General features: G+C 68.1%; 14 protein-coding genes. 6 read left to right on the top strand and 8 right to left on the bottom strand.

Annotated features, from left to right (window positions below; all coding sequences use genetic code 11):
- Positions 1–85: 85 nt before the first annotated feature.
- Both cysZ and R3F42_13670 read right to left on the bottom strand, forming a co-directional pair.
- Entirely contained in the window at positions 86–832 is a 747-nt protein-coding gene (cysZ, locus tag R3F42_13675) for a sulfate transporter CysZ (GenBank protein MEZ5543072.1), read from the bottom strand.
- A 304-nt stretch (positions 833–1,136) separates the two neighbouring features.
- A complete protein-coding gene (locus R3F42_13670; GenBank protein MEZ5543071.1) occupies positions 1,137–1,955 on the bottom strand; it encodes a tRNA threonylcarbamoyladenosine dehydratase in 819 nt (272 codons plus the stop codon).
- A 59-nt stretch (positions 1,956–2,014) separates the two neighbouring features.
- Here R3F42_13670 and R3F42_13665 point away from each other — a divergent pair, with 59 nt between their 5' ends.
- The 4 genes from R3F42_13665 (at position 2,015) to R3F42_13650 (ending at position 4,632) form a co-directional block, all read left to right on the top strand.
- Entirely contained in the window at positions 2,015–2,791 is a 777-nt protein-coding gene (locus R3F42_13665) for a TatD family hydrolase (GenBank protein MEZ5543070.1), read from the top strand.
- A 161-nt stretch (positions 2,792–2,952) separates the two neighbouring features.
- Positions 2,953–3,381 carry a gamma-glutamylcyclotransferase family protein gene (locus R3F42_13660; protein ID MEZ5543069.1) on the top strand — a complete coding sequence of 143 codons (429 nt, stop codon included), beginning with the start codon at positions 2,953–2,955 and terminating at the stop codon, positions 3,379–3,381.
- Between the two features lie 3 nt (positions 3,382–3,384).
- On the top strand, positions 3,385–3,600 hold the full coding sequence (locus tag R3F42_13655) for a DUF2905 domain-containing protein (GenBank protein ID MEZ5543068.1): 216 nt from the start codon (positions 3,385–3,387) through the stop codon (positions 3,598–3,600).
- A 246-nt stretch (positions 3,601–3,846) separates the two neighbouring features.
- Entirely contained in the window at positions 3,847–4,632 is a 786-nt protein-coding gene (locus R3F42_13650; protein ID MEZ5543067.1) for a peptidase, read from the top strand.
- Between the two features lie 243 nt (positions 4,633–4,875).
- On the opposite strand, the gene R3F42_13645 is transcribed toward R3F42_13650, so the two are convergent.
- Both R3F42_13645 and R3F42_13640 read right to left on the bottom strand, forming a co-directional pair.
- Entirely contained in the window at positions 4,876–5,811 is a 936-nt protein-coding gene (locus R3F42_13645) for an alpha-E domain-containing protein (protein MEZ5543066.1), read from the bottom strand.
- Positions 5,812–7,284, bottom strand: coding sequence for a circularly permuted type 2 ATP-grasp protein (locus tag R3F42_13640; protein ID MEZ5543065.1), 1,473 nt, complete (start codon positions 7,282–7,284; stop codon positions 5,812–5,814).
- 221 nt (positions 7,285–7,505) lie between these two features.
- Between R3F42_13640 and R3F42_13635 the strand changes: the two genes are divergently transcribed.
- Together R3F42_13635 and R3F42_13630 are read left to right on the top strand one after the other, a co-directional pair.
- Positions 7,506–9,521, top strand: coding sequence for a thioredoxin domain-containing protein (locus R3F42_13635; protein MEZ5543064.1), 2,016 nt, complete (start codon positions 7,506–7,508; stop codon positions 9,519–9,521).
- A 144-nt stretch (positions 9,522–9,665) separates the two neighbouring features.
- The gene (locus R3F42_13630) at positions 9,666–11,792 is read left to right on the top strand and encodes a transglutaminase family protein (GenBank protein MEZ5543063.1); all 2,127 of its coding nucleotides are present in this window, start codon (positions 9,666–9,668) and stop codon (positions 11,790–11,792) included.
- 11 nt (positions 11,793–11,803) lie between these two features.
- Here the strand turns inward: R3F42_13630 and R3F42_13625 are convergent, their stop codons facing one another.
- From R3F42_13625 to R3F42_13610, 4 genes are read right to left on the bottom strand one after another with little or no spacing between them, the layout of a single operon-like run.
- The gene (locus R3F42_13625; GenBank protein ID MEZ5543062.1) at positions 11,804–12,985 is read right to left on the bottom strand and encodes a putative zinc-binding peptidase; all 1,182 of its coding nucleotides are present in this window, start codon (positions 12,983–12,985) and stop codon (positions 11,804–11,806) included.
- 28 nt (positions 12,986–13,013) lie between these two features.
- Positions 13,014–13,937, bottom strand: a complete 924-nt coding sequence (locus R3F42_13620) for a transglutaminase family protein (protein ID MEZ5543061.1) — start codon at positions 13,935–13,937, stop codon at positions 13,014–13,016.
- Positions 13,934–16,108 (bottom strand): circularly permuted type 2 ATP-grasp protein, encoded by a 2,175-nt coding sequence (locus R3F42_13615; GenBank protein ID MEZ5543060.1) that lies wholly within the window; start codon positions 16,106–16,108, stop codon positions 13,934–13,936. The genes R3F42_13620 and R3F42_13615 overlap by 4 nt, the downstream gene beginning before the upstream one ends.
- Before the next feature lie 41 nt (positions 16,109–16,149).
- Positions 16,150–16,323, bottom strand: coding sequence for a hypothetical protein (locus R3F42_13610; GenBank protein MEZ5543059.1), 174 nt, complete (start codon positions 16,321–16,323; stop codon positions 16,150–16,152).
- Positions 16,324–16,342 lie beyond the last annotated feature (19 nt).

Below are 16,342 nucleotides of genomic sequence, written 5' to 3'. Positions count from 1 at the left end.
GACCGCGTCCGCGCATGCCATTGCCACCGGCGTTCGCGCGACGTACATGGATATACGCGTGCCGCGTGCGGGCATGCCCGCGCTCCTACATCGGGGTTTGCAGGTCCCGGAATTCATCCACCCACAGGGCCGTGGCGCCGGCGACCGCGGCCGGCATGGCGATGAAGTTCAGCAGCGGCACCATGGTGAGCAGCAACGCACTGCCGCCGAAGCCATAGGCGAGCAGACGGTTGCCGCGCAGCAGCCGGCGCTGCGCGGCAAAGCGCAGCTGGTGATTGGCCATGGGATAGTCGAGATACTCGATCGCCAGCATCCAGGCGCTGAACAGCGCCCACAGGAACGGCGCCGCGATGTTGATGCCGGGCACCAGAAACAGGATGCCGAGCGGCAGCGCCCGCAGGGCGAAGTACAGCAGCTTGCGCAGCTCGGAGAGCAGGCTGGGTGCGATGTCGTGCAGCAGCGCACGCCAGCCGCCGGTCTCGATCGGCTGGCCGGTGAGGTGCTGCTCCACCGCCTCGGCGAGCATGCCGTTGAACGGTGCCGCCAGCAGGTTGGTCAGGATCGAAAACCCGTAGAACACGATCAGCACTAAACTCAGCACGAACAGCGGCCAGAGCAGATAGCGCAGCCAGTCGAGCCAGTCCGGCAGCCTGGCGAGCAGCGGGTCGAGCAGGCTCTCCAGCCACCAGGTCAAGCCGGCGATGGCGGCGGTGAAGCTCAGCGTGCTGAGCAGTACCGGCACGATCACGTAGCGGCGCAGGCCGCGCATGCGGATGAGACGCAATCCCTGCAGCAGGTAATGCATCCCGGAGTGTGAGTGTTTGCTGGTCATGGTGGTGATTGTCCTGGTTGCGCTGGGGCAGGATGCCGCTGTGGTGATGGTCTGAATCTGGACGAATCCGTTATTGCATCCGCGCGGGCGAAATCGCCGAACTGATGGCACGGTCACCGGTGTGGTTTGCCGGACAGGTTCGACCCGGAATCTGCCGCATAATTCCGCGTGGTAGCGACCGTGGCGATTTCGGTTCCCGGCGCGGCGAGCGCGAGTCGCAACGCAGCCGGTTGCGGAATTCGCCCGGCCCCCCAGGGTAGCGGCCAGTGATGCGGTGCGCGCGGGTTGCTGCGACAGGTTCCGGTCATTCCTGCCGTCGCGCCGCCAGTTTCCTTAGCACGTAGGCGGCCGCGGCCAGGCCGAAGCCGGCGGTGACCGGCATCGCCGAGCCGAGGCCGCCGGCGCAGGTAAGCCCGCCGAGGCTATGGTGGTCGGGCTTCGCCGGGCTGACGCAGCCATCGGCGGCGGGGAATATCGGGTTCTCCTCCGAGTAGACGCAGGGCACGTCGAAGCGTCGCTTGAGGTTCTTCGGGAAGCCGTAAGCGGTGCGCAACAGCCGCCGCGTCTTGGCGCACAGCGCGTCGTGCTCGGTGCGGCTCAGGTCGACCACGCGGATGCGGGTTGGATCGGTCTGACCGCCGGCCGCGCCCACGGTGATGATGCGGATCCTGGCGCGCCGGCAGTGTGCGACCAGGTGCGCCTTGACGCGGAAGCCGTCGATGCAATCGATGACGAAATCCAGGCCCGGCGCGACCAGGTGCGCGATGTTGTCGATGCCGGCGAATTCCTCGATGCCGAAGACGTTGCAGTGCGGATTGATCGCATGGATGCGTGCCGCCATGACCTGGACCTTGGCACGGCCCAGGGTACTGTCCAGCGCGGGCAGCTGGCGGTTGATATTCGATTCGGCGACGTGGTCCGGGTCGATCAGCGTCAAACGGCCGATGCCCGAGCGGGCCAGCGCCTCGGCAGCCCAGGAGCCGACACCGCCGATACCCAGCACGCAGACGTGCGCGGCGCGGAACCGTTCCAGCGCCGCCGCCCCGTACAGGCGACGGATGCCGCCGAAACGGCGCTCGAAGTCGATGTCGCCGCTGCTGTGCGGCAGGTCCGGGTGCGTCATGCCGGCAACATACCAGAAAACGGCTGGGCGACAATTGGCCGCCGGCATACAATCGCGGCATGGAGTTGATCGACACCCACTGTCACCTCGATGTCGGGGAGTTCGACGCCGACCGTGCCGCGGTGCTGGCGCGCGCGCGCGCGGCCGGGGTGGGCGCGATCGTGGTGCCCGGGGTGCAGGCTGCGACCTGGGAGGGGCTGTGGGCGTTGTGCGCCGGAGCTGCCTGCCTTTACCCGGCGCTCGGGCTGCACCCCGTCTACCTCGATACGCACACACGGGCCGACCTGCAGCGGCTCGCAGACTGGGTCGCCGTGCGCCGTCCGCTCGCGATCGGCGAGATCGGGCTCGACTTCCACGTGCCGGGTCTCGATCACGACCGCCAGCGGCAGCTGTTCGAGGCGCAGCTCGCGATCGCGCGTGACGCGGACCTGCCGGTGATCCTGCATGTGCGCAAGGCACATGATGCGGTGCTGGCGACGCTGCGGCGTGCAGGCGTGCGCGGAGGTATCTGTCACGCCTTCAACGGCAGCCTGCAACAGGCACAACAGTACCGGGACCTGGGCTTCCGGCTCGGTTTCGGTGGCATGCTGACCTACGAGCGCTCCAGCAAGCTGCGCGCGCTGGCCCGGGCGCTGCCGCTGGCGGCGCTGGTGCTGGAGACCGATGCACCCGATATGACCGTGGCGCAGCATCACGGCGAGCGCAACAGTCCGGAGTACCTCCCGTACTGCCTGACCGCGCTGGCGCAGGTGCGGGGCGAACCCGAGGCGCAGGTCGCGGCGGTGACCACGGCCAACGCGCGTGCCGTGCTCGGCCTGGATGATTATGTATCATAGGGAAACTGGATATTCCCGCCGTTGCGGAGACAGGAAGCCGGGAGCGGTCAATCGCCATGTGATATCAATCGATTTGTGATTGCTGCGTCACTCCGATTCTCGCAATGACGAATTTCATCAGCGGTTACACTAGGTGACCACAGGCGGCGTGCCGGTCCGGCATGCCGGTGGCAGCGGACGAGGAACACAAGATGCGGCTGTTTTGTTACGGCACCCTGCAGTATCCGGAGATCATGGAGCAGGTCAGCGGCAATCACTATCCTGGGATGCCGGTCGTGCTGGAGAACTATGGCTGTTACACACTGCGTGGCGAGGTGTTTCCGGGGATCGTGCCGGAGGAGGGGGCGCAGACGCGCGGCGTGCTCTACAATGCGCTCGGCAACGCCCAGCTGGAACGGCTGGATGCCTTCGAGAGCGACTATTACATGCGCCGGCGCGTGGTGGTGAGCGACGCGGACGACCGGCCGCTGCAGGCCTGGGCCTATGTGTTGCGGCCCGAGGCGCGCGAGCGGCTGACGGACGAGGTCTGGGATCGGAACCGCTTCGAGGCGTTGCACCTGCAGCAGTTCCTGCGCCGGCTGAGCGGCTGAGCGATGGGCGCGGGCAGGGTCCTGATCGTGCTGGGTCTGGTCCTGGTCGTGCTGGGTCTGGTCCTCAGCTACGCCCCGGGTCTGTGCGGCTGGTTCGGGCACCTGCCGGGCGATATCCGCCGCGCAGGCGAGCACGGCACGGTGTTCATCCCGATCACCTCCATGCTCGTCATCAGCATCGTGCTGAGTCTTATCCTGAACCTGTTCTTCCGCAACTGATAGGTCGCGCCGGCGCTTGCGGCGCCATGGTCCGGGGAGCCGGCCGTGTCCGCGTCAGCCACGCGCCGATACCGGCATCATGCTCCCGGTACGTTGAGATTAGCGCTTCAACTGATTGATATTTAATCATACTATGGATTCGGCAAGTCCGGAGGCCGGGCGTGCGCCCGGCTAGCGCGCCACCGTCAAAGCCTCTATGATGCTCATAATCGGGTGTTGCCCGTGTGGATCTGACAGGAACGTACTATGACCTATTGTGTGGCAGTCGCAACCGAGGACGGCCTGGTGTTCTGCTCGGATTCGCGTACCAGCGCCGGCCCCGACATGCTCTCGTCCTACAGCAAGATGCACGTGTTCAAGCCGTCACCCGACCGCCTGTTCGTGCTGCTGACGGCAGGCAACCTCGCCACCACCCAGGGCATCATCAGCCATATCGAAAGCGACCTGGACGAACCCGACAAGACGAATCTGCGCACCTGCAAGAAGATGGTGGACGTGGCGCGCTACGTCGGCAAGGTCAGCCAGGAGGAACAGACCCTGGCGCAGTCGTCACCGACCACGAGCGGGATCGATACCTCGGCGTCCATCCTGGTGGGCGGCCAGATCCGGGGCGGCGGTATGGCGATCTACATGATCTATCCGGCCGGCAATTTCATCACCGATTCTGAGGAGAATCCGTTCCTGCAGATCGGCGAGAGCAAGTACGGCAAGCCGATCCTCGACCGCATCCTGACGCGCAAGACCTCGCTGGAGGATGCGGCGCGCTGTGCCATCGTGTCCATGGATTCGACCCTGCGCTCCAACGCCACCGTGGGGCCGCCGATCGAGTTGCTGGTGTACGAGGAAAGCACCTACGAAAGCGACCACTACCTGCGCTTCGACGAGGACGACGATTACCTGCGCGCGATCCGCCAGCACTGGAACGAGGCGCTCAAGGACGCCTTCTCCGGGCTGCCGCATCTGGAGTGGGAGAAGCGCACGGCCGAATCCAACGTGCTGATCCTGCCGCAGGACGGCCAGCGCCAGACATAGTGCGAACGCGCCCGCGAACCGTCACGCCGCCGGTATTCGCGCATGTCATGCGCACCTGCAGGGTGATGGCTCTGTCGTAGCGCGGGCCGCGTCCGCGTACCACTACACCGCCGATTTCGCGCCGGCAAAACCCCGGCAGGCTGCGCCTTCCTGGCACCCTTGGATGCCGCGCGGGGGTATTCGACATGATCCCCGATAGGGGCGGGCGGGGATATGCCCGGGCAGGGCGCGACCCGCCCGGATTCATTTGCCGGTCGCGGGATCGAACCAGGTGCGCTTGATGGCGGTGTGTATGCCCTCCAGCATCAGCTGCAGGTCGTCGATGAAGGCGTGCAGCGCCGCATTCCTCAACTCGCCGGTATCGGATTTTTTCATGGCGCGCTTGACCGCGGCTATGGCGGCGAGCGCTTCCTGGTTGCGTGGCAGCAGGCCGATGCTGGTATCGATTTCGTCGAGGGTGTGCGCGAGGGCGCGCGGGAACACCTTGCTCTCGAGCAGGAAATGCAGCACGTCCTCCGGGTTGACGTTGCGCCGCACGCTCAGCCGGTACATCTGGTAGGCGCTCAGCGACTTCAGCACGCTGACCCAGAGCACGTTGCGGTAGGGCAGGATCTCCTCGCGTTCGCCCATAAGCCGGGCCGAGGCGGTGTCGATGATGCGGGTGCTCATGTCGGCGCGTTCCAGGTTGCGCCCGATGCGGATGAACTGGTAGGCCGCATCGTTGTTCATGCTGCCAGCCAGCATGCCGGTGATCTGCTGGCAGCGCTGGACGATGTCGTTCAGCACCTTGTGCCGGATACTGCCGGGCAGACCGCGCGGACCGCGCTGCGCGACGCTGAGGTAGAGGCTGTTGATGCGCTCCCAGGCCTCGGTCGGCAACACCTCGCGCGTGGTGCGGATGTTCTCGCGCGCGCCGGCCAGCGAGCTCAGGATGGAACTGGGGTTGTCGCGGCTGCCGAACAGGAAGCCGATGATGTTCTTCTCCGTCGGCTTGCCGGGCAGCGCCGCGAACTCCGCGCTCGTGCCGAGCACACCGATCGCCAGGTCCCAGCCCGGCCGGATATGCGCCGGCAGGTCCAGCACCAGGTGATGCTGCACCAGCATCAGGCGCGCCGTGTTCTCGGTGCGCTCGATATAACGTGCCATCCAGTACAGGCGTTCGGCGACCCGGGACAGCATCTATTTCGCCTCCGTGTCGACGACCCAGGTGTCCTTGCTGCCGCCGCCCTGGGAGGAGTTGACCACCAGCGAGCCCTTGCGCAGCGCGACGCGGGTCAGGCCGCCCGCCGTGACGTAGTGGCTCTTCCCCTGCAGGATGAACGGGCGCAGGTCGAGGTGGCGCGGCTCGATCCGGCCATTGCACAGGGTGGGTGCGGTCGACAGGTTGAGCGCCGGTTGCGCCATGTAGTTGCGCGGGCTGCGCTCGATGAGTTCGGCGAACTTCGCGCGTTCCGCCTTGCTCGCAACCGGGCCGACCAGCATGCCGTAGCCGCCGGATTCGTTGGCCGGTTTGACCACCATCTTGTCGAGATTGGCCAGTACATGCTTGCGCTGCTGCGCATCGACGCAGAGGAAGGATGGCACGTTGGGGATGATCGGATCCTCGCCGAGATAGTACTTGATGATGGCGGGCACGTAGGTGTAGACCACCTTGTCGTCGGCGACGCCGGCACCGGGCGCGTTCGCCAGGCCCACCTTGCCGGCGCGCCAGGCGCGCAGCAGCCCCGGCGTGCCGAGCATGGAGTCGGGGCGGAATGCCTCCGGATCGAGGAAGTCGTCGTTGACGCGGCGGTAGATCACGTCGACGCGCTCCAGACCCTGGATGGTCTTCATGTAGACGCAGTCGTCGTCGCCCACCACCAGGTCCGAGCCCATGACCAGTTCCGCGCCCATGCGCTGTGCCAGGTAGGAATGCTCGAAGTAGGCCGAGTTGAAGATGCCCGGTGTCATCACCACCACCTCGGGACTGCGCGATGCGCGCGGCGACAGCGAGGTGAGCATGTCGAACAGCTGCGAGGGGTAATCGTCGACCGGCAGGATGCTGTGCTTGCGGAACAGCTGCGGCAGCACCCGCTTGGTGATGGCACGGTTCTCCAGCATATAGGACACGCCGGAGGGTACGCGCAGGTTGTCCTCGAGCACATAGACCGTGCCGTCGCTGTCGCGCACCAGGTCGGAACCGCAGATATGCGCCCAGACGCCGTGTTTCGGCTTGGCGTCGATGCACTGCTTGAGGAAATCCTTCGAGCTCTGGATGATTTCCGCCGGGAAGACCTTGTCCCGGATGATCCTTTGCCGGTGATAGACATCGTCGATGAACAGGTTCAGCGCGGTCAGTCGCTGGATCAGGCCGGCTTCCAGGCGCCGCCACTCGGCGGCGGCGATGACGCGCGGGATGACGTCCATCGGCCAGGTGCGGTCGATGTTCTCACCCTCGCTGTAGACGGTGAAGCTGATGCCCATTTCCTTGATGGCCAGGTCGGCGGCCTGCTGGCGGTGCTGCAGGTGCTTCTCGGTCAGGGTCTGGAGGTAGGACACGATCCCGCGCGCGGCGGCGCGTGCATGGCCGGGCGAGCTGATCAGCTCGTCGTAGAACTTGCCGGGGTCGTACTGTTTCCAGTCGACGGCGTTTTTGCGTACGGCGCGTGGCACGCGGTCATGGCTCCCGAACCGGATACGGCGCACCATCCGGAATGGCGGTGCACCGTGGGTGCCGGTATCCTGCTGGAGGATAAGCAATGCGTGTGCCATTATGGGCGTTGACACCAAGTCCTTGCAACAGAGGCTATTTTGACGCACATGACGGCGCGCCCGCGGCCCGCGTGTACACCGCTGGTGCAAGCTGATCGATATTGGTGCATGGTGGAGCGCGCATGAAACCCCGTCACTGTCGGGCAATCCGCGCCTGCGCCGGCCTGTTGTGGCTGCTGGCCGTCGCGCTGCGTGCGGCGGAGACGGCGCCGCCGCCGGCCGGCGGCTGGCGACTGGCCGGGGAAGCGAGCCCCTACCTGCAGCTGCATGCGGACAACCCGGTGACCTGGTACCCGTGGGGCGCAGCGGCGCTGCAGCGGGCGCAGCGCGAGAACAAGCCGCTGTTCATCTCGATCGGCTATTACACCTGCCACTGGTGCCACGTCATGGCACGCGAATCGTTCAGCGATCCGGCGATCGCGGCACTGCTCAACGCGCACTTCGTCGCCATCAAGATCGATCGCGAACAGCGCCCCGATCTTGATGCGGCCTACATGGAGTACGTGCTGCTGACGGCCGGGCAGGGCGGGTGGCCGCTGTCGGTATGGGCCACGCCGCAGGGTGAACCCTTTTTCGGCGGGACCTATTTCCCGCCGCACGCCGCACGCGGTCGCAGCGGCTTCCGGGAGGTGCTGGAAAAGATCAGCAGCGCCTGGCAGGCAGACGAGGCGGGCGTGCGCAAGGTGGCACGGCATGCCGTCGCGACGCTGCGTGCGCAAGCCACCCCGGCCGCGCCGCGCGCGCAGCTGACGGCTGCGCCGCTGCAGGCCGCGCGGGAGGCGTATGCGGCGAACTACGATGCGCTGCAGGGCGGTTTCGGACCGGCACCGAAGTTCCCCGAACCGGCCCGCCTGCTGTTCCTGCTGGCGGACCGCGATGCAGCGAGCGCGCCCATGGCGCTGGCCACGCTCGACCACATGCTCTCCGGCGGTATTCACGATCGGCTGGCGGGCGGCTGGCACCGTTACGCGACCGATTTCGAATGGCGCATACCGCACTTCGAGAAGATGCTCTATGACCAGGCGCTGCTGGCGCGCGCCTGCCTCGCCGCCTGGGAACGGACCGGCGCGGAACGTTATCGCGCGTGTGTCACCGGCACGCTCGATTTCACGCTGGATGCGCTGCGCGCTGCCGGCGGCGGCTTTCATGCCGCGCTGGCAGCGGACAGCGCGGCGGCGCCCGGTGGGCCGGCGGAGGAGGGTGCCGCGTATACCTGGACCTGGGCGCAGCTGGATGCGGCACTGCCGGAACCGGAGTTGAAGGCCTGGGCGGTGGCGCGCTACGGCCTCGAGGAACGCGGCAACGCCACGGCCGATCCGACCGGCGAACTGGCCGGGCGCAACGTGCTGTGGCAGGCGCTGGACGACGCGGCCCTGACCGCGCGTTTCGGCGTGCCGCCGGACACGGTGCCCCAGCGCAACGCAGCGGTCGATGAGCGGCTGCGCTCGGCACGGCGCCGGCGTCCGCCGGTTCCGGTCGACGACAAGGTCGTGACGGCCTGGAACGGCTACCAGATCACCGCCCTGGCCGAGGCCGGACGCAAGTTGAACGCGCCGCGTTATCGCGCCGCCGCGCGCGCCGCGGCGCGGTTCCTGCTGGATAAGCTCTACGACGCCGATCACGGCGTCCTCTACCGCGACTGGCGCGGCGGGGTGCGCGGCGCGCCGGGTTTCCTGGAGGACTATGCCGCGCTGGCGCAGGGACTGCTGGCGCTGCATGACGCCGACGCCGGGCACGACTGGCTGCGCTGGGCGCGGCAGCTGGCGGACGGCATGTGCGCGCGCTTCGAGGATACGGCGCGCGGCGGATTCTTCCGCACCCCGGCCGATACGGCGCTGTGGTTGCGCGACAAACCGCTCGATGACGGTGCCGCGTTGTCCGGCAACGCCATGGCGGTTCAGGTGCTGCTGACGCTCGAGCGGCTGACCGGCCAGGCGGCATACGGCGATCGCGCCCGGCGTGCCGCGGCCTGGGCCGCCGCGCAGCTGGCGTCTGCACCGGACGCCATGCCCGGCATGCTGTCGGTTTGGCCACAACTGCTGGCGTTGTCCGCGGCGCCGGACCGGGGCGCTGCTGCAGGTGCGCTCGATGGACGCGATGCGGCCCGGGATACAGCGGGCCAGGCACCCGACCCGTAACGTCGCCGGTGCCGGGCGTGTGGCGCGACGCCTGCCGCCCGCCGCTCGCCGCAGCGTTGGCGCGGCAGTGACAGCGCGAGCCGGCGCCACGTACTTCGCAGCGCGCGGTTGACAAGGTATCGGAACTCGAAAACACTGCACGCAGTGGATACCAGCAACGGCAGCTTCGACGCAGCCATCCATGCCCACGACGCGGCCGTGGCGGCCAGCGGACTGGAGATCTGGATCGGCGCCGAACCGACCTTCACCAACCGTCATTCCGAGGCGCCGGAATGGCTGACCGATGCCCTCGGGCCGTCCAAGCAGGGGTATGCCTGGCGCATCATCGAAGACCTGCGCGCCGCCTATCCGGGCGCGCTGATCCTGCGCACGCTGGGACGGCAGTACCCGGATGAGTCTGAACCGCGCTGGAGCCTCGGCCTGTACCGGCGCCGTGACGGCCGTGCGCTGGCAGACGGGCTCCCCGGGGATCCGCTGGATCGGGCGGTGCCCTGCGATCTGGACCGCAGCATGTCGTTCTGGGCGTGTCTCGCTGCCGTGCTCGACCGGGACGGCTGGAGCGCACACCGCTTCAGCTGCACCGGCGACATGCCATTGCGCATCGTCTTCCGCTGCGACGGCCGACAGCCGCAGGCCGATCCGCAGACCGATACCCGACTGGCGCGTGCGTCCTGGCACGGCCGGCCACTCCCGCCGGAGGGTGTGGCGGACGCGCTCGCCGCCGGCGGCGATTACCTGGTAACGCTCGGTGTCATGCCGGTCGGAACGGGGGAGCAGCGGCAGCCGTGCATCGAATTGCCGGCGTTCACCGACGTTGCGACGTTCCTCTCCTTCGTGCAGCGCGTGGCGCAGGCCGCCAGTACGGCGGGGCTCACCGCGCTGGTGTGGCGCGGTTGTCCGCCGCCGGTCGACAGCAGCGTGGCGTGGACCACGCTGACGCCCGATCCGGCGGTACTGGAGATCAACGAAGCGCCCGCCGCCACGGTGAGCGAGTTCCTGGGTATGAGCCGCCGGCTCTATGCCGTGGCGGCCGCCGCCGGCCTGCGGCCCTATCGGCTGCAATACAACGGCGGTATGACCGACAGCGGGGGCGGCGGCCAGTTCACGCTCGGTGGTCCGAGTCCCGCGCGCAGCCCGTTTTTCGCCGCGCCGCGGCTGCTGCAGCGCCTGGTGGTCTACCTCAACCACCACCCGGCGCTATCCTACTGGTTCGCGCCGCCGTCCATCGGCAGCTGCAGCCAGTCGCCGCGCGCGGACGAAAACGTCCGCGAGTCGATCAGCGAATTGCAGCTGGCGCTGCGGCGACTGGCGGCTGCACCCGAACCGGCGCCGGAGCTGCTCTGGCGCAGTCTCAGTCCGTTCCTGGTGGACAGCTCGGGCAATTCCCACCGCAGCGAGATCAACATAGAAAAGCTCTGGAATCCCTACCTGCCCGGCCGCGGCTGTCTCGGCCTGGTCGAACTGCGCGCGCTGCGCATGGCCGTGGACGCGGAAACCGCCGCGGCCATCGCGGCCCTGTGGCGGGCGCTGGCGGCGATGCTGGTCCACCGTGACACCGGCTGGCGGCTGGTCGACTGGGGCGGCGACCTGCACGACCGTTTCGCACTGCCGTTCTACCTGCGCCGCGACCTGGCGGCGGTCCTCGACGACCTGGCCGAGTCCGGCCTGGGGCTGGGCGCACCGCTCGCCGAGCGCCTGTTCGCCGCCGACTGGCGCCAGCTCGGGCACGCCAGTTTCGCCGGGTGCGAATTCAGCGTCGAGCAGGCCGTCGAGTTCTGGCCGCTGCTGGGCGACGTCGCACAGCACTCGGGCGGTTCGCGTTTGGTCGACGCGAGCACGACGCGCCTGCAGCTGATGTTGCGTCCGGCCTCGGGCCGCGCGGCCGACCTCGAGGGCTGGCAGCTGCGGGTGGGCCACTACAGCGTACCGATGCAGGCGGAAACCGACGCCGCCGGGGCACTGCGGCTCACGGGCTTGCGTTACCGCGCCTTCGTCCCGTGGACGGGCTTGCACCCCGGGCTCGACGCGCAGGGCCCGATCGAACTCATGCTGCTGCCGCCCGACGGCACGCGCGCCCTGCGCGTGACCCTGCACGACTGGCAGCCGCAGGGGCTGGCCTATCCCGGTCTGCCCGGGTCGGTCGCGGCAGCGGCCAGGCGCCGCCGCGAGCGTTGCGTCGCGCAGGAGGTGGCGGCGGAGCGCAGTCCCGGCGCCGGACCGCCGCCGGCCGAGGCACTCAGCGCTTACTGTTTCGACCTGCGCTGCACCTGAGGTCGCATCGCTCAGGCGCGCGCGGCCTGCAGCCGCGCATACACCCGTCCGGCCAGCCGGCGCAGCAGCCAGACGCCGAGCGGCCGGTCGACATCACGATCCTGCGCATAGCCGACGTCGAAGCGGCGCTGGGCCTGTACGGTGCGATGCACGAACGCGAGCTTGTGCAGCGCGGGCTCGGGCAGCGTGAACGGGTAGAGGTCGGGCAGCCCCATGCTGCGGTTGAGGCTGTTGAGGGCATGGGTGAGCGGCAGCCAGTGCCTGATGATGGTATCGAAGTCACGGAACCGGTAGGCATCGAAGCGCGGATCCGCGCGGTGCACGCTGCCGCCCGGCAGCACCCGGTTGACCCGCACGCCGTAGTGACCCGCGGTCTCCAGCGTGTCGATGATGTGCAGGTAGTGGGCCCAGGACTCGGCCCAGTCCTCCCAGGGGTGGGCGCTGGCGTAGCGCGAGATGAAGCGGTTCTCCCAGTCCGCCACCGCACCGGCGCGGTAGTAGGCATCGAGTGCCTGCGCATAGTCCGTGCCTTCGTCCCCGAACAGCGTGCGGAATTCCGCCAGCAGCGGGGTGTCGCGAATCAGCCGGTCCCAGTAGTAGTGTCCGGACTCGTGCCGGAAGTGTCCCAGCAGCGTCCGGTATTTTTCCTCCAGATCGATGCGCTGGCGCTCGCGCAGCGAGGGGTCGGCCTCGTCGATACTGATGGTGATGTGACCGTTGTGATGCCCCGTCACCACGTGGCTGCCGGGTGCGGCGTCGAGGTCGGACAGGAAGGAGAAGGCCAGTCCGCGCAGCGGGTCCTCGGCCTTGGTCTGCAGCGGCAGGCCGAGTTTCAGCAGGCTGTAGATCAGGCGGCGCTTGCTGCGTTCGAGCCGGTACCAGCGCGCGGCGAAGTCGGGTCGCGACAGGTTGGGAATGGTGTGGTTGTGGCGGCAGGCGATGCAGAAACGCTGGCCGCTGGCGGCCGGTACCATCCAGTTGCAGACCGCGTGCACCGCGTAGTTCTCGCATTGCCGGTAGCGCGCGCCTGCCGCCATCGACGTCAATGCCGTCCAGGTGCCGTCACCGGCGGGTTCCAGCGCGCACACGCGCAGGATTTCCGGCAGCACGCCGAGCATGTGCTGACAGCGGGTGCACACCGTGTTGTCGAAATAGACCGTGTTGTCGCAGTGTTCGCAGTGGAAGGTTCGCATGGAGGCGGCAGCGCAGCAGGTGCGCGCTTCAGTCTACCGGCACGGCCGGGTCCGCGCCCGTGGTCCCGGCCGCGTCGGACAGGCGCATCACGTCCACCGCGACTTCGGGCCTGTGGCCGGGATCGCCGCCGAACAGCACGCCCTTGAGCGGAGTGACGTCGGCGTAGTCGCGGCCCCAGGCCGTGACGATGTGCTGGTCGAGCGGCACGCGGTTGTTGGTGGGATCGAAATCGTGCCAGCCGACGTCGGGCAGGAACACCGAGAACCAGGCGTGCGACTCGTCGGCGCCGCGCTGCTTGTCCTCGCCGGGCGGCGGGCAGGTTTCCAGATAACCGCTGATGTAGCGCGCGGCCAGTCCCAGGCTGCGCAGACAGCCGATCGCCAGGTGGGCAAAATCCTGGCACACGCCGCGCCGGCTGGTCAGCACCTCGCTCAACGGCGTGCTGACGGTGGAGAACGCCTGATCGTAGGTGAATTCGTGATGGATCCGGTTCATGAGGTCATGCACCGCCTCGAGCAGCGGCCGGCCGGCAGGGAAGGAGGGCGTCGCGTACGCGGCCAGTGCCGCCCCGGTGGCAACGAGCGGGGAGTCGAGCACGTATTGCCGGTGCTCGCGGATCGCCTCGCTCTGCGCCTCCGCCAGGCATGCACGCACCGCGTCCCAGGCCGTGTCGGCCGCCGCCGGCGCACCGCTGGCGGGTGTGAGTTCGACCTCGCTGGTCGCGGTGACCGTGAGGTTGTGGTGCGGTTGCTGGATGGAGAAATAGCTCACATGGTTGCCGTAGTAATCGACGTGCTCGGCGAGGTCCATGGGCAGCGGGTCGATTTCCAGGCGGTGGCCCAGGCACTGCTGGACAGCCAGGTTGCGCGGCCGCAGGTGGGCCAGGTTATGGCACTGGCTGACCGGGGACGCGTAGCGGTATTCCGTCCGGTGGACGATGCGGTACTTCATGGCTCTTCGTCGACCAGCTGGTAGGGACGCTCGGCGTGGGTGAAGTACGTCACCGTGAGCGCGTCCGAGGCCTCGCGCAAGCGCTGGCCCAACCCGGCGAGCAGGGTGTCGAGATGTGCCCGGTAGCCGGCGTCCGCCTGCGCCAGTTCCTCCGCGTTGGCGAGCTCGAGCTGGGTGCCGGCTTCGAGCAACAGCCGCATCTCCTGCTTGTAGGGCCGTCCGCCCTGGGCCGGCAGCGCGGCGAGGTGGGTACGCGCGGCATTCAGCTGGTAGGCGAGGGAGCGGCTGTTGCTGGCATCCAGCAGCAGCAGGTCCAGCGCGGATTCGATCTCCGGCTGGTTGCGGAACCGCCGCCGGTAAAGGGTGAAACTCTCGGCCACGGTCAGCACCGATTCGAGCAGCAGCACCTCGACTTCCGGCGGCACGCTGCGCGTCAGCAACCCGCCCAGCAGCGACAGCAGCAGGAGCGCGCGCTCGATGCGGCGCCCCAGGTTGAGGAAATGCCAGCCGAGGTCGCGGCTCATGTTCTCGCTGGCGTCGCCGGCAACCGCCATGAGGGCGGTAATGATGCGATCCAGCGCATCCTGCAGGTATTGCACATCGGCATGTGCACCCTGCGCCAGGCCGGCCAGTTCGTCGCCGATGTCGTTGAACACACGGCGGGCATCGCCGGTGATCAGGTTGCGTACGGCATAGGACGCATTCAGGCAGGCGGCCAGGTTGGCGGCGAGCGACCCGCTGCGTTGCGGATTGCTGATCAGGTCGACGAGCTCAGGCTGCGGATCGGCCAGCCGCTGGGCCGCGCCCGCGCCGCAGAAGCCGGGATAGCTGATGCTCATGTGGGTCAATCCCCGCAGCAGCATGTGCAGGGTCTGCAGGTAGACCGGATCAGCCAGCTGCAGGGTTTCGTTGCGGCGGTGATGGATGTTGCGCAGCAGGCGGATCATGTCCTCGGCGCGCTCGGCATAGCGCGCCTGCCAGTACAGGTTTTCGGCGGCGAGTCCGGGCAGCGTTTCCTGCAGCTGCGGGTACGGCGCCTTGCCCTGCGGCAGCAGCGTGACGATCTGTTCGGGTTCGGAGGCCAGCACCCAGGTGTCCTTGCTCACCGCCCCGGTCTGGTTGGAGACGATACGGCTGTCAGGATAGCCGCCGACGCGGGTCAGTCCGCCGGGCATGACCACGTAATCGTCCCGGCCGCCGGCGAGAAAGGTGCGCAGCACGCTCTGGCGCGGTTCGAGCTGGCCGTCGTTCAGGGTCGGCGCCGACGAGGCGGTCAGCCGTTCCTGGCCGATGTAGCGGTGCGGCGCGGCCATGATCCGCTCGCGCCAGGACTTCAGCCCTTCCGCGTCGAGCTGGTCGCCGAACACCGGCCGGTCGCTGCGGTCGACTGCGCGCAGCACCAGGGTGTCGAGGTGGTCCAGCACGTAATCCAGTTCCCGCTGCTGCCCGCACCACCAGGTCGCGACCGACGGCAGCCGCAACTCCTGCCCGAGCAGTTGTTTCGCCAGCCTGGGCAGGAAGGCCAGCAGCGCGGGACTTTCCAGGATGCCGGCGCCGATCGGGTTGGCGATGGCGACGCGTCCCCGCCGCACCACCTCCAGCAGACCGGGCACGCCGAGCAGGGAGTCGGGTCGCAGTTCCAGCGGATCGCAGTAGTAGTCATCGACGCGGCGCAGGATCACGTCCACTGGCGTCAGTCCGCTCACCGATTTGAGCCAGACCCGTCCTTCGCGCACGGTCAGGTTGGCGCCCTCGATGAGGGTGTAGTCGAGATAATTGGCGAGGTAGAGGTGCTCGAAATAGGTCTCGTTGTGCGGTCCGGGTGTCATGAGCACGATCCGCGGATCCTCGCCCGGCTCGGGCGCCAGGCCCGCGAGCGTTTCGCGCAGGCGCCGGAAGAACGGTGCCAGCCGGTGCGGATGGGAATCGCGGAACAGGCTCGGGATCAGGCGCGACATGACGGTGCGGTTTTCCAGCGCATAGCCCATGCCGGAGGGCGCCTGGGTGCGGTCCTTGAGCACGCGGAAGCGGCCATCCGCGCCCCGCACCAGGTCCGCGGCGTACAGGCAGAGGCGGGGTGCCTGCCCGGGCGGCGTCACCACGCAGTTGCGCTGGAAGCCCGGGTCCGCGTAGACCAGGTCCGGCGGCAGGCCTTGCGCACCAGGCTGCACGGGTCGTAGAGATCCGTGAGGATCAGGTTGAGGAGTTCCGCTCAGCTGATCAGGCCGGACCGATACGAACGTCCGCTGCTGCTGATGAGCAGGGGTACCGGGTCGAGTTGCCAGGCGCGGTTGAGGCCGTCGTCGACGCCGACATTGTAGGTGGCGCTGTCGCGCAGCATGCGCACGGTGTCGCGCTGCCGCTGCTGCAGCACCTGCGCAGGCATCCAGTGCGCCGATCAGGTA

The organism is Pseudomonadota bacterium, from assembly GCA_041395565.1.
Classification (GTDB): domain Bacteria; phylum Pseudomonadota; class Gammaproteobacteria; order UBA9214; family UBA9214; genus UBA9214.
Note: the sequence above shows the minus strand (reverse complement) of the source record. Positions and strands in the feature narration are given on the sequence as shown.

Excerpts from the sequence above, each read along its gene's own strand:
- cysZ (MEZ5543072.1), bottom strand. The coding sequence starts at position 832 with ATGACCAGCAAACACTCACACTCCGGGATGCATTACCTGCTGCAGGGA.
- R3F42_13670 (MEZ5543071.1), bottom strand. The coding sequence starts at position 1,955 with ATGACGCACCCGGACCTGCCGCACAGCAGCGGCGACATCGACTTCGAG.
- R3F42_13665 (MEZ5543070.1), top strand. The coding sequence starts at position 2,015 with ATGGAGTTGATCGACACCCACTGTCACCTCGATGTCGGGGAGTTCGAC.
- R3F42_13660 (MEZ5543069.1), top strand. The coding sequence starts at position 2,953 with ATGCCGGTGGCAGCGGACGAGGAACACAAGATGCGGCTGTTTTGTTAC.
- R3F42_13655 (MEZ5543068.1), top strand. The coding sequence starts at position 3,385 with ATGGGCGCGGGCAGGGTCCTGATCGTGCTGGGTCTGGTCCTGGTCGTG.
- R3F42_13650 (MEZ5543067.1), top strand. The coding sequence starts at position 3,847 with ATGACCTATTGTGTGGCAGTCGCAACCGAGGACGGCCTGGTGTTCTGC.
- R3F42_13645 (MEZ5543066.1), bottom strand. The coding sequence starts at position 5,811 with ATGCTGTCCCGGGTCGCCGAACGCCTGTACTGGATGGCACGTTATATC.
- R3F42_13635 (MEZ5543064.1), top strand. The coding sequence starts at position 7,506 with ATGAAACCCCGTCACTGTCGGGCAATCCGCGCCTGCGCCGGCCTGTTG.
- R3F42_13625 (MEZ5543062.1), bottom strand. The coding sequence starts at position 12,985 with ATGCGAACCTTCCACTGCGAACACTGCGACAACACGGTCTATTTCGAC.
- R3F42_13620 (MEZ5543061.1), bottom strand. The coding sequence starts at position 13,937 with ATGAAGTACCGCATCGTCCACCGGACGGAATACCGCTACGCGTCCCCG.
- R3F42_13610 (MEZ5543059.1), bottom strand. The coding sequence starts at position 16,323 with ATGCCTGCGCAGGTGCTGCAGCAGCGGCAGCGCGACACCGTGCGCATG.